The sequence below is a fragment of the Actinoalloteichus sp. GBA129-24 genome, from assembly GCF_001941645.1.
Taxonomy (GTDB): domain Bacteria; phylum Actinomycetota; class Actinomycetes; order Mycobacteriales; family Pseudonocardiaceae; genus Actinoalloteichus_A; species Actinoalloteichus_A fjordicus.
Window position 1 is genome coordinate 4,704,622 of record NZ_CP016077.1, and the last position, 12,649, is coordinate 4,717,270.

Annotated in this window: 10 protein-coding genes; 8 read left to right on the forward strand and 2 right to left on the reverse strand. The window is 70.6% G+C overall.

The genetic code is table 11. The features are described 5' to 3' along the window. Positions 1-62: 62 nt before the first annotated feature. Positions 63-1,796: a ubiquinone-dependent pyruvate dehydrogenase gene (poxB, locus tag UA75_RS20170; protein WP_075741586.1), complete on the reverse strand. Its 1,734-nt coding sequence runs from the start codon at positions 1,794-1,796 to the stop codon at positions 63-65. A 274-nt stretch (positions 1,797-2,070) separates the two neighbouring features. After that, the gene (locus tag UA75_RS20175; protein ID WP_075744005.1) at positions 2,071-2,907 is read right to left on the reverse strand and encodes an aldo/keto reductase; all 837 of its coding nucleotides are present in this window, start codon (positions 2,905-2,907) and stop codon (positions 2,071-2,073) included. A gap of 1,065 nt (positions 2,908-3,972) precedes the next feature. On the opposite strand from UA75_RS20175, the gene UA75_RS20180 reads away from it, so the two are divergent. From UA75_RS20180 to UA75_RS20215, 8 genes are all read left to right on the forward strand, one after another. Continuing rightward, positions 3,973-5,697 carry an alpha/beta hydrolase family protein gene (locus UA75_RS20180; protein WP_075741587.1) on the forward strand — a complete coding sequence of 575 codons (1,725 nt, stop codon included), beginning with the start codon at positions 3,973-3,975 and terminating at the stop codon, positions 5,695-5,697. Between the two features lie 32 nt (positions 5,698-5,729). After that, positions 5,730-5,894, forward strand: coding sequence for a hypothetical protein (locus UA75_RS20185; protein WP_157434310.1), 165 nt, complete (start codon positions 5,730-5,732; stop codon positions 5,892-5,894). A 184-nt stretch (positions 5,895-6,078) separates the two neighbouring features. Beyond that, entirely contained in the window at positions 6,079-8,061 is a 1,983-nt protein-coding gene (locus UA75_RS20190) for a RiPP maturation radical SAM C-methyltransferase (RefSeq protein WP_198042788.1), read from the forward strand. After that, on the forward strand, positions 8,042-8,779 hold the full coding sequence (locus tag UA75_RS20195; protein WP_198044186.1) for a DUF5825 family protein: 738 nt from the start codon (positions 8,042-8,044) through the stop codon (positions 8,777-8,779). Before UA75_RS20190 ends, UA75_RS20195 begins: the two co-directional genes overlap by 20 nt. Before the next feature lie 56 nt (positions 8,780-8,835). Next, positions 8,836-10,023, forward strand: coding sequence for a cytochrome P450 family protein (locus UA75_RS20200; RefSeq protein WP_075741589.1), 1,188 nt, complete (start codon positions 8,836-8,838; stop codon positions 10,021-10,023). Then, a complete protein-coding gene (locus UA75_RS20205) occupies positions 10,016-11,269 on the forward strand; it encodes an MFS transporter (RefSeq protein ID WP_075741590.1) in 1,254 nt (417 codons plus the stop codon). Before UA75_RS20200 ends, UA75_RS20205 begins: the two co-directional genes overlap by 8 nt. 157 nt (positions 11,270-11,426) lie before the next feature. Then, positions 11,427-12,203, forward strand: coding sequence for a hypothetical protein (locus UA75_RS32030; RefSeq protein WP_083683374.1), 777 nt, complete (start codon positions 11,427-11,429; stop codon positions 12,201-12,203). Between the two features lie 6 nt (positions 12,204-12,209). Beyond that, a complete protein-coding gene (locus tag UA75_RS20215) occupies positions 12,210-12,554 on the forward strand; it encodes a hypothetical protein (protein WP_075741591.1) in 345 nt (114 codons plus the stop codon). Positions 12,555-12,649: the final 95 nt, after the last annotated feature.

Here is a 12,649-nt window from a genome sequence, read left to right on the forward strand (position 1 = left end):
CCCGAGGGCGAGCGAACCGGTAGGTCGCCGGACCGCAGTCCGCTCGGCTGCCGGCCGCCGAATCAGTCGAACAGCCGCCGGAACACGTTCGTGCCCGCCAGGTCGACGAGTTCGTCCCCGCGTCCCGACATGATCGTGCGCAGCGCGTAGAGGGTGAAGCCCTTGACCTGGGCCGCCGTGATCGCGGGCGGGACCGAGATCTCCTGGCGCGCGGTGACCAGGTCGACCAACGCGGGCCCGTCATGCGCGAAGGCGGTCCGCAGGGCGTCCGCCACGTCGTCGGGCTGCTCGACCCGCTGCCCGTGGATGCCGAGCGCCGTGGCGAGGGCGGCGAAGTCCGTCTGCTCCAGCTCGGTGCCGAAGTTCACCAGCCCGGCCGCCTTCATCTCCAGCTCGACGAAGTTCAGCGAGGAGTTGTTGAAGAGGACGATCTTCACCGGCAGCCGATGCTGACGGATCGTCAGCAGTTCGCCGAGCAGCATGGCCAGCCCGCCGTCCCCGGCCAGCGCGATGACCTGTCGTCGGGGGAACGCCGACTGCACGCCGATCGCCAGGGGCACCGCCGCAGCCATCGTCCCGTGCGCGAACGAGCCGATCAGCCTGCGGGAGCCGTTCATCTTCAGATAGCGGCAGGCCCAAACGACGGGCGACCCGACATCCGGGATGACCACGGCGTCTTCCGAGGCGAGTTCGCTGACGAGCCTCGCGACGTACTGCGGGTGGATCGGGGTGCGGTTGCGGTCGTTGTCGGCGAGCGCGTCGAGTTCCCTGCGCGCCTTCGCGTAGTCCGCCAGCGAGGAGTCCAGGTGTCGTGAGCTGCGTCCGTCGGCGAGCAGGGGCAGCAGACCGTCGACCGTGTCTCGGATGTTGCCGACGAGCCCGACGTCGATCGGGGTGCGGCGGCCCAGCTGCTCACCTCGGATGTCGACCTGCACGATCTTCGCCTGCGGTGGGAAGAACTGCTGGTAGGGGAAGTCGGTGCCGAGCATGAGCAGGGTGTCGCAGTTCTCCATGGCCTTGTAGCCGGAGCTGAAGCCGAGCAGTCCGGTCATTCCGACGTCATAGGGGTTGTCGTACTCGATGAACTCCTTGCCGCGCAGCGCGTGCACGATCGGGGCCTGGAGCCGTTTCGCGATGGCCAGCAGCTCCGGGTGGGCGCCCTGCACGCCCGCGCCGGCCAGGATGGTGACCTTGCGGGCGGCGTTCAGCACCTCGGCGGCGGCGTGCAGCTCGCGATCGGTCGGGCGCGTGATCCTTGGAACGGCCCGGATGGGTGCCGAGCTGCGTCGATCGGGGGCGTTCCGGAGGAAGACCTCGCCGGGGATCACCAGCACGGCGACGCCGTGTCGTTCGACGGCCGTCCGCATGGCGATCTCCAGCAGCCGGGGAAGCTGATCGACGCCGCTGACCAGCTCGGTGTAGACGCTGCATTCGCGGAACAGGTCCTGCGGGTGCGTCTCCTGGAAGTAGTTGCTCCCGATCTCGGCCGCCGGGATCTGTGCGGCGATGGCGAGCACCGGGACGCGGCTGCGGTTGGCGTCGAAGAGACCGTTGATCAGGTGCAGGTTGCCCGGTCCGCAGCTGCCCGCGCACACCGCGAGCTCCCCGGTGACCGCCGCCTCGCCTGCTGCGGCGAAGGCCGCCGCCTCCTCGTGCCGCACGGGCTGCCAGGAGAGGGTGCCCGCCCGTCTGATCGCGTCGGTGAGTCCGTTCAGCGAGTCGCCTGCGAGTCCGTAGACCCGCTCGACCCCCGATTCGTGCATGATCTCGACGACGCGGTCCGCGATGGTCGGCATCTTCAGTTCCCTCCTGCGTGTTTCGACGGCTCTCGGGCGGCGAACGGCCGGTTCCCGCCTGCCTCCGGGCAGCCCGCCCTCGGTCTGCACCGTGCAGAGGGGGAGTGCCCGGCAGACCCGGGATCGGAACCCGCCGAGGCAGGCGTGTCTCGCTGCGATCAGCAGCCGCAGGCCACGGTGGCCGTATCCGTGAGCGACGCGACCCGGTCTGCGGCTATCGCAGGTCCGCCGGAGGCTCCACGGCCGACCTGCGGTCCGAGCACTCCCGCGTTCTTCAGAACTCCTGGTAGACGGCCGGGTCCTGATCGGCCAGCCTGCCGTCGGGACGGCCCAGCCCCGTGATCGCGGCGATCTCGTCCTCGGTGAGGCCCACTCCGGCGATGTCGAGATTCTCGCGTTGACGTTGCGGTGCGGCCGCCTTCGGCAGCGGGATCGCCCCGACCGCCACGTGCCAGGCGAGCACCACCTGACCCGGGGTCACCTGGTGCGCCTCGGCGATGCCGGTGATGGTCGGATTCCCCAGGAGGTCGTTTCCCCTGCCGATCGGACTCCATGCCTCGGTGCGGATGTCCTGATCGCGGTGGTAGGCCAGCGCGTCCTGCTGCGGGAAGTAGGGGTGCAGTTCGATCTGGTTGACGACCGGGGCCACTCCCGTCTCCGTCTTCAGCCGCTCGATGTGCTCTGGCAGGAAGTTGCTGACGCCGATGTGCCGCACCAGCCCTCGGCGCCGCGCGTCGATGAGCGCCCCCCAGGCCTCCACAAAGCGGTCCTCGCGGGGGTTCGGCCAGTGGATGAGGTAGAGATCGAGGTGGTCGAGGCCGGTGCGGAACACACTCTCCTCGATCGTGGTCTTGGCCTTCTCGGCGGCGTGATGCCTGCCCGGCAGTTTCGAGGTGATGATCAGCTCGTCCCGGGGGACGCCTGCGCTGCGGGCCGCCGCTCCGACCGCGCCTTCGTTCTCGTAGTTCACCGCCGAGTCGATGAGCCGATACCCGTGCCGGATCGCGGCGGCGATCGTGTCGACGCCTGCCGCGCCGTTCAGGCGATAGGTGCCGAAACCCACGGCAGGCAGTGGTGCGCCGGAGGCGGCGGTCAGCTCGGGAATGGTCATCGGGACGTCCCTTCCGGTCTGCGTCGTCAGCAGGCAGGCCCCGCCCGGGGTCGAGCGGGGCGACCTGATCATGACGATGACAGACGGGGCGACGGCGGGCAGGACGAGCGACCGGCGTCGGGCTTCGCGGGCGGGGTGTTCGATCCTCGGCCGTCGGCCTCGGCGGCCCGGCTGCCTGCGCGGACACCGCCCGGTGTTCCCGCCTTCGCCGCCGCCACGACGGCCTCCCCCGGTGTGCCGGGCGGACGTGGCCGGAGTGACGACGCCACGCCCGCCGCCGGGGTCGCAGGCGCCGACCGGTGCTGTCCCCGATCCCGAGTGTCGTAGGCGACGACACCCTGCTCAGGTCGCGGTCTGGCGGTCCCGAGTCGCCCGCAGCGCCTGCACCAGGTGTCGGACGCCGAGAGACTGTGCGCTCACCTTCGCCGACGAGGTCCGGCCGATCGCGAGATCGCCCCTAGGGTCGGGTCGTGCAGGCCTCGACCCGCCGAGCGAGCCCCGCACCGGCGGCGGTGGTCGGCGTCTCCTCCGACAGCAGGCGCGAGGTCCGTTTCCGCACCGTATTCCGGCCTGCCACGGCGAGACCGTCTTCGGCGACGACGCGGGGCGAGGAGGTCAGCAGGCCCGATAATCCGGCTTCCGCCGTCCACTGTCGACTCCTAGCGGCCGCAGGCGACCGGCGGGAAAATATCGAACACAATCCACGATTCGTCATTCGCCGTCCACCGACAACGGGCTGATCCCGGCGCGGCCGGCGCCGACACGGCCGCGCCGGACGCCATTCGCGAGGCGTCGGCGCGGCTAGGCCGATCAGGTGGAATCAGCCCTCGACCGTTGGTGGAGACCACTGCGTCGACTTAGGTTTTCCAGGAGATCAGAGTTCTGATACGACTGGGGAAATCGTATTCACGCCGTTGCAACGTGGCGCTGATCCGTGCTGGTGTAATGATCTCGTCGATCCGACCAGAAGGTGATCGGATGTTCATTGCCGGGCCGCGAAAGACGTCGAAGCGCACTTCCGTGAATACCGTCGGATGGGCGCGGCTTTCCCATCGCAGTTCGCCCGTGATCGGGGTTCCCGCATTCGCCGCGCACGACTCCGGTCGCGCCGCACAGATCCGGGAGGTCGACGGCAGACCGCAGGCCGTGGCCTGGGACGTGCGTTCCGATCGGCATCGCATCGTCACCGCCGCCCCGCAGGGCGTCGACCTGTGCGAGATCGAGCCCGACGGCAGCCATCTGTGGTGGTTCGACGCGGCGGAACGCGGCGTCGGCCGGTGGCTGCGGCAGCCGTTCGGCGGCGGGCGGACGACGCCCGCGATGTCGGACGTGCCCGAGGGGCGGATGTACGGCATCGCCTTCGACCATACGGGCGCCACCAGCGCGGTGACCATCGGCAACGGCGAGCAGTCCCAGTGTTACCTGGGCGTCCCCGGCAGGCAGGCCCGGCTGGCGATCGCCGCCACCGGCTTCCTGGGGCTGGTCGACATGACGCCGTCGGGCGGAACGCTGGCGATGGCGGGGCGGCCGGACGGACCGAACGCCGTGTGTCTGCGCACGCCGGAGGCGCTGGTCCAGCTGCCGGGCGAGCGCGGCCGCGCGTTGTGGCCGCTGGAGTTCCAGCCGAATCCCGACGTCGAGCCGGAACTGCTGCTGGCCGTCGAATCGGTAGCGGGCTACACGGTCGCGACCTGGCAGCCCGACACGGGCGTCCGTCGTCACGACTGGCTCACCTTCGACACCGAGATCACCGCCCGCTGGCATGGTCCCCGCACGGTGCTCGTGCAGCAGGACCGGGCGGGCCGGAGCACGGTCTGCACGGTGGACCTGGACACGAGGAAGATCCGCCCGGTCCCCACCCCCGAGGGCACCATCCTCGATCTGACCAGCTCGCCGGACGGACGACTGCACTATCTGTGGAGCCGCACCGACCTGGCCCCGCGCCTGCTCGTGTCCGATCCGGACAGTCCGGCGACGGTCCCGGAACCTGCCGGCCGGCAACGGGAGATCTGGACCGGCTCGATTCACAGCTTCCTCGCCACCCCGACCGGAGCAGGCCCGTGGCCGACCGTGTTCCTGGTGCACGGCGGCCCGGCCACCCACGACCGCGACTGCCACGACCCCAGGGTGCGGGTCTTCACCGAGGCCGGGTTCGCGGTGGTGCGCACCAACTATCGGGGCTCGACCGGGTACGGACCGGCCTGGCGGCGCGACTTCGGCCATCGCGTCGGGCTGGCCCAACTCGACGACCTGGCGGCGGCGCGGGCGCACGTGATCGAACTCGGCGTCGCCGATCCCGACCGCATCGGGTTGGCCGGGTATTCGTGGGGCGCCTACCTCGCGCTGTTGGCGATGGGCGTGCAGCCATCGGAATGGGCGGTGGCCATGGCCGCGTTTCCGGTGGCCGACTATCCGGCCGCGCACCAGGGCACCACGCCCGCGCTGCGCGAGGTCGACGAGGAGCTGTTCGGCGGCACCCCCGAGGAGTTCCCGGAGCGCTATCGGGCGGCCTCGCCGATGACCTATGTGAACCAGGTGCGCGGCTCGGTGCTGCTGGTGTCCTCGCCCACCGACGAGAAGTGCCCCGCCGAGCAGGTGGAGCGCTACGCGACGGCCCTGCGGCGACGTCGAGTCCCGCACGAACTGGTGTGGGTCGGCGGCGGTCATCACAGCCGCGACTCCGCCGACCACGCCTCCGTGATGGCCACGATGCTCCGGTTCGCCACCGAGGTGCTCACCCCCCGAGTTCCGTCGCTCCCCGAGGACAGCGGGGACCGATCGAGTCCTTGACCGAGTCGAGCAGCAGAGAGGAGGTGTACGTCATGAAGAGACGCAGTGTGCGAAACGACCCGATCAACACGCCAGAGCGCGATCGCGGCGCGGTGGTGGTCAACTTCGCCGTGAACATGGACACGGCGGTTCCCGCCGCCCAGTCCACGCCGCCCGGCAGCACCGGCACCAGCACCACGCCCGCCGCCGAGAAGTGACCGCTCCCGCTCGACGCGCGTCGTTCCGGGGCGGTCGTCACACATCCGCCCTAGAACGGCGCTGCGGCGGCGGGCCGCCCAGACGACCCCGCGGCGAGCCGCCCAGAAGATACGACGGCGGGCCACTCAGAAGACACAGCGGCGGACCACCCCGGCAGCTTCAGCGGCGAACCGACCGGACCCGGTGGACTCGGCGACGACCGTTGTCCGCAACCGCGCCGGGATCACCAGAGCAGGCACCGGATCGACCATCGAGAACCGAGGCGAGGCGACCATGCGAATAGTCCTGGTGCACATGCCCTGGGGCGCGATCGACGTGCCCTCCCTCGCGTTGGGCATCATGCGCACCGCCGCAGAACGAGACGGGCATGACGTCGAGGTGCGGTACGCCAATCTCGACTTCGTGGACTGGGTCGTCGATCGCGCCGAATTCGGCGTGACTCAGTACCAGTACTACTCCGAGGAATCGTATTTTCAGGGCGCGGGCGACTGGGTGTTCTCCAGCGCCCTCTACGACGGCGAGATCCGGGAGGGCGGCGCCGCCGACTATCTGCGGTTCCTCACCGACAGCGGCGCGAGCCAGGCCGAGATCGCCACCACCCGCGCGCTGCACACGCTCGCCCCGGAGTTCATCGAGTGGCTGGCGGCCGACATCGCGAGGCTGCGACCCGATCTCGTCGGCTTCACCAGCACCTTCCAGCAGAACACCGCGAGTCTCGCCGCGGCGCGGGCCCTGCGCAGGCTCCTGCCCGGGGTTCGCCTGGTGCTCGGCGGCGCGAACTGCGACGGCGCGCAGGGCGCCGCGCTGCACCGCAACTTCCCGTTCCTCGACTTCGTGGTGCGCGGCGAGGGCGAGGCGGCGTTTCCGCTGCTGCTGCGCGCGCTCGCGGCCGACGAGATCGACCTGTCCTCGGTGCCCGGCCTGTGCTGGCGGGAGGGCTCGCTCGTCTCCCAGGCCAACCCGATCTCGCGGCATCCGCTGCCGCCCTCGGCGATCCTGCCACCCACCTACGACGGGTTCTTCGATCGGATCGAGGACTCGCGGGCGGCGGGCTGGGTGGAGCCCAAGCTCGTGGTCGAGGGCTCCCGAGGCTGTTGGTGGGGCGAGAAGCACCACTGCACGTTCTGCGGGCTCAACGGCTCGTTCATGGAGTTCCGCAGCAAGCCGCCGCAGGCGTTCCTCGCCGAGGTGCTCGGGCTGGCCCGCCGCCACCAGCTGCTCGACTTCTACGTCGTGGACAACATCCTGGACATGGGTTATTTCGACTCGGTGCTCCGCGAGCTGACCGAGACCGAGGTGGATCTGCGGCTGCACTTCGAGGTCAAGTCCAACCTGCGCCGTCATCAGTTCCAGCTGCTCGCCGACTCGGGGGCCGTGCAGGTCCAGCCGGGCATCGAGAGTCTCAGCACCCATGTCCTCAAGGTGATGGACAAGGGCGTGACCGGCTGCCAGAACGTGCGGGCGTTGCGGGACGCGCAGAGCGCGGGCGTGACGGCGAGTTGGAACTATCTCTACGGCTTCCCCGAGGAGACCGACGAGGACTACCACTCGGTGATCCGCCAACTGCCGATGCTGCATCATCTCGACCCGCCGATCGGCACCTCCCGCATCGTCCTGGAGAGGTTCAGCCCGTACTTCGACCGACCGGAGCTGGGCTTCGCCGAGCGGGCGCCCGCACCGCAGTACCGCGACATCTATCGGCTCCCCGAGGCCGAGCTGGCGGACCTGGCGTACGTGTTCGCGGCGCCGCCGAGGGGCATCGGCCGGGACCTGGCGGGCGAGCTGTCGGCGGCGGTGGACGAGTGGGTGCGGGCGTTCCCGGTGAGCAGGTTGAGCTGGGTCGACCTCGGCGATCGGATCGTGCTGGTCAGCGAGCGGGCCGGGTACGACTGGTCGGTGCTGGAGTTGGCCGATCCGACAGAGCTGCGGCTGTTCCGCCTGCTCGACCAGCCTCGGTCGGCGCGCACGCTGGCCGAGCGGGTGGACGGCGGCGCCGACGTCGTCGCCGAGGTGCTGGCGCGGTGGGCGGCGCTGGGCGTCGTCTTCACCGACGCGGGGATGTTCGTGCAGGTCGCCGTGGAGGCCCGGAATCAGGTGTTGATGCGGGTGCACCATCGGCATTCCGCCGCCGCCGAGGAGGTGTCGCATGTCCTCGTCGGCGACTGAGCGGACGGCCGCTCGGGATCGGCGGTCGGGCGCGGCAGGCGAGGCCGTTCCCGATGCGCAGGTTGGGCGCGCGGCCGACGACTGGGCCGCCGCGACCATCGAGATCGAGTCCTGGCGGGACTACTCCCCCGTGACCCGCGCAGTGCCGGGCATGGCCCTGGGCAGGCTGCGCATCGAGGGCGACCGGCGGGACCTGGCCCGCCGTCTCGACGCCGACGGCGTCCGCGCCGTGCGGATCGCCGAGCCGATCGAGCTGTGCGCGGGTGCCCGCGCGCGGTCCGCGCGGGCGTTGGTGCTGATCAGGGAGCTGACCGCTCGGGGTGTCGCGGTCGACTGGACGGCCAGCTGCGACGACGGGTGCGCGGCCGCTCGTCGTTGGGCGCACCTCTTCCCGCCCGTGGCGGTCCGGGGCGCCCCGGCGTCGGTCGCGACGGACTGGCGGCGGACGTTCTTCCCGTGCAAGTGCGTGTATCGCCGAGGCCCCGGCTTCACCGAGGTGCGCGACCGCCGGTTCGGCACGCTGGAGATGTTCACCATCGACGATCCCGAGCAGCTGACCGCCATCGAGGCGATGGCCGAGGGGACGCCCGTCGCGGCGGTGCCCGCCCACGTCCGGCGTGACCTGTCCGAGGCGGGCCTGGTCGCCGCGCAGGCCGGGCATCTGTGGTGGCTGCCCGTGCGGGTCCATCGCTGGCCGTTCCCGCCGTTGATCGTCTGAGCCCGCAGCGCCGCAGCCGAGCCACCGCCGAGCGAGGAATTCGGGAGAAGAGGCCCATGTCGAGCACGGAACAGGCCACGCCTTCGTTCGTCACCGACCCGTATCCGACGCTCGCCCGGCTGCGGGCGGCGTCTCCGGTGTCGATCCTCAACAGCGAGGGCGGCGTGCCGCTGTGGCTGATCCCGCGCTACCGAGACGTGCGAGCCGCGCTGGTCGATCGGCGTTTCGGCCAGGACGTGCGGCGGGCGCAGCGGCTGGCCGACAGCCGGGTCGCAGGCCTCGAACTCGGCACAGACGTCGTGCACATGCTCAACAGCGACCCGCCCGACCACACCCGGCTGCGCGGGCTCATCCAGGGCGCCTTCACCCCGCGCAGGCAGGCGGCGATGCGCCCCACCGTCGAACGCATCGCCACCGGCATCCTCGACGACCTGGCCGACCGCGACACGGTGGACCTGGTGCACGACTTCGCGTTCCCGCTGCCGATCGGGATCATCTGCGAGCTGCTCGGCTTCCCCACCGAGGACCGCTACGTCTATCGCGAGTGGTCGACGGCGATCCTGACCCACGGCTCCGACGGCGACTTCGCCAGAGCCATGGCGGAGATGACCGCGTACCTGACCGAGCAGCTGGACCGGCGGCGCGTCGAGCCCGGCGAGGACATGCTGACCGACCTGCTGCACGCCAGCGAGGCGGACCGACTCACCGTCACCGAGGTCGTGTCGATGGTCTTCCTGCTGCTCATCGGCGGCCATGAGACCACAGTGAACCTGATCAGCACGGCGGCGCTGGCGCTGTTGCGCAATCCCGATCAGGCGGCCTGGCTGCGAGCGAACCCCGCCGAGATGCCCACGGCCGTGGAGGAGTTCCTGCGCTTCGACTCGCCGGTGCGAATGGCGACGCTGCGCTTCACCACCGAGGAGGTCGACGTCGACGGCGTGCGCATCCCGCCGGACGAGCTGGTACTCCTCTCCCTCGGCAGCGCCAACCGCGATCCGGAGCGCTTCCCCGAGCCCGACCGGCTGATCCTGAACCGGGGGGACGCGGGACACCTGGCGTTCGGCCACGGCATCCATCGCTGTCTCGGCTCCTTCCTCGGCAAGCTGGAGGCCGAGGTGGCGATGACCGGTCTGCTGACCCGGTTCCCCAAGCTGGCTCTCGCCGCCGACGAGCGCGAGCTGACCTGGCGGAACACGATCATGCTGCGGGGCCTGGAGACGCTGCGGGCGGCCCTGCATGGCTGAGCAGCCGCCGGTCGCCGAACAGGAGGGCACCCGCCGGGGCTTCCGGCTGCGGATGAGCGTCGCGCCGCTGCGGGTCCGGGGCTATCGCCTGCTGTTCGTCGCCCAGGCCGCCTCGGAGTTCGGCAACGCGTTCCACTTCGTCGCGCTGCCCTGGCTGGTGTATCAACGGGGCGGCGACGCGGCCGAGCTGGGCCTCATCGTCGCCGCCTACGGGCTCTGCCGGCTGATCACCACGCCGCTGGGCGGGGTGTGCACCGACCGGTTCGGTGCCTGGCGCGTCATGATGGTGTCGGATCTCGGGCGGACGACCCTGACTGCGGCGCTGGCCGTGATCGCCGCGCTGGACGTCGGCGGCTTCGGCCTCATCAGCGCGCTGGCGGCGGCGACCGGCCTGTTCGCCGGGCTGTTCCAGCCCGCGGCCTGGGCGATCACCCCTCGGCTGCTACCGCCGGAGCAGTTGCAGTCGGGCATGGCGCTGCTCAGCACCGCCACCTTCGCGGCCGGGCTCGCCGGTCCCGGCATCGCCGGGCTGGTGGTCCTGGTGCTCGATCCGGCCTCGGCGCTGGCCGTGGACGCGGCGACCTTCGCGGTGTCGGCGGCGTTCCTCGCGGCCGTCGGCAGCGCCCTGCGCGGCGCCGCCCCCGCCACCGCGCGATCCTCGACGGACGGCGGATTCCTTGGGCTGCTGCGGGAGTCGCGGCTGCTCCGCGACGTCCTGGTGGTGACCGCCGCCGCGAATCTGACCATGGGCGGCATGTCCCGGGTGGGGCTGCCGTCCCTGGCGGAGGGGGAACTCGGCGCGGGCGCCGTCGGCCTCGGCGGGCTGCTGGCGTCCTTCACCGGCGGCTGTCTGGCGGGCGGGCTGCTCGCGGCGGGCGTCACCGGCCTGCGTCGTCGCGGCCGGGTGGCGATGATCTCGGGGCTGGTGCTGGCCGTCTCGGTGTTCGCGGTGCCCTTCGTCGGGCTGTTCGGCGCGCTCGCGGTGCTGTTCGTCGCGGGGGCGGCGAGCACCGTCACCAACGTCATGATCGTGACCGTGATCCAGCACGGCACGCCGGCCCCGTTGCTGGGCCGGGTGATGGCGGCGGTGCTGTTCTGCGGGCTCGGCCTGTTCCCGGTGTCGGTGGCGGTGTCCGGGTTCGTCGTCGAGCGTTTCGGCACCACGAGCATCTTCGTGATCACCGGAGTGCTGCTGCTCGGCGCGTTCTCCTTCGGTCTGTCCCGCCGGGAGATCACCGGCCGGTGACGGCGAGCCGGAGACCGCTTGCGGTGCGCTCGGGGAGGGCCACGGCGGGGCGGAGCCGATCCAGCGTGGCTGCCCGTGCTCGCGCGCGGGGGCGTCCGCACGCTCCACACCGCCCTGCGGCACCATGCATCGAACACGAACAGTAAGGAGTCGAGCATTGTCGGTCACCGAGGTGATCGCCCAGCTCCGCCAGGCACACGCCCTGCTCACCCAAGCCCGCCAAGCCGCCCGCTCGGCCGACGCCGCGATCACCGACGGCGCAGACGTGTTCGCCGCCGCCACCCTCGGCTCGACACAGCCCGAGGTCGAACAGATCAACCACCTGGCCCGTGCCTCCGGCGAGGACGTCCGCACCGCACATGATCTCCTCGGCGGAGCACAGGAGATCATCGACGGCTACTGCCACCACCTCGCCGGACCCGGCATCGGCGACGCCGGCGGGCCGCCGCTGGTGGCACCGTCCACCGACGACACGACCACCCGACCACCGCCGTCCACTGGACCGCCGCCGACGGCCGACGAGCACACCGACCCGCAGATCCGCTACGCCGAGGAAATCGCCGAACTCCGACGGCGAGGGTCAGCGGTCAATCCTGACGACGTCGTGCGAGCGGAACGCCTCGACGACGGACGGATCACCTGGATCGAGAACGGCAACGACAAGACCGGGATGAGACATATTCTCCTGCCGAAGCGTGTCCGAGACTTCGAAGGGGTGCACATCCCGCGGGAGGAGATCGAGAACCTGCTCTTCGCGGCCATCCGACGCGGTACCGTGGTCGGTCACTGCGGAACCGACCGCCCGGTATATGAGGTGGAGTACCTCGGCGAGCGGCGTCGAGTCGCAATCAGCACCACGTCAGAGGGGAAGATATACGGCGCCAACCCCGTCTCCCGTAAACAGAAGATCCGCCGTGCTCTGCATCGAAAGTGAGCTGAGATGACCGTTGACGTCGCCATCCTCGTAGGATGGCAGGAGAATTATTTCTACTACGAAAGCGGGTACGAGGACGACACACTCAACCACGACGTCGAGGAGGCCACAGAATTCCTTGATCTCAATGCAGACCTCGTTCGAGACCTCGAAGCCTGGGACGCGGAATACCAGGCCACCTATAACCCGATAGACGATCGAAAGTCCGGCTTCGCCACGGCCGAGGCCGAGCGCGACTGGATCGAGCGAGGCAAGGAGTTGTCGGCGCGACTGAAGCGGGAGTCTCCGATGGTCGCCAGCGTGGACTACCTGGCCTGGGGCAACATCCCGGAGGGCACCTGCGTCTTCTAGGGCCGTGTCCTCGCGTAGGCGGTTGCCGCCTTGGCGCTCCCGCCTTGGTACTGGCAGGACGCGCCCCGTCCCCCGACAGCGGTACAGGTCGACCA

Bases quoted from the DNA above. Each gene is read 5' to 3' on its own strand.
- UA75_RS20185 (WP_157434310.1), top strand. From the start codon at position 5,730: ATGAAGAGACGCAGTGTGCGAAACGACCCGATCAACACGCCAGAGCGC.
- UA75_RS20205 (WP_075741590.1), top strand. From the start codon at position 10,016: ATGGCTGAGCAGCCGCCGGTCGCCGAACAGGAGGGCACCCGCCGGGGC.
- UA75_RS20195 (WP_198044186.1), top strand. From the start codon at position 8,042: ATGTCCTCGTCGGCGACTGAGCGGACGGCCGCTCGGGATCGGCGGTCG.
- UA75_RS20175 (WP_075744005.1), bottom strand. From the start codon at position 2,907: ATGACCATTCCCGAGCTGACCGCCGCCTCCGGCGCACCACTGCCTGCC.
- UA75_RS20200 (WP_075741589.1), top strand. From the start codon at position 8,836: ATGTCGAGCACGGAACAGGCCACGCCTTCGTTCGTCACCGACCCGTAT.
- poxB (WP_075741586.1), bottom strand. From the start codon at position 1,796: ATGCCGACCATCGCGGACCGCGTCGTCGAGATCATGCACGAATCGGGG.
- UA75_RS20215 (WP_075741591.1), top strand. From the start codon at position 12,210: ATGACCGTTGACGTCGCCATCCTCGTAGGATGGCAGGAGAATTATTTC.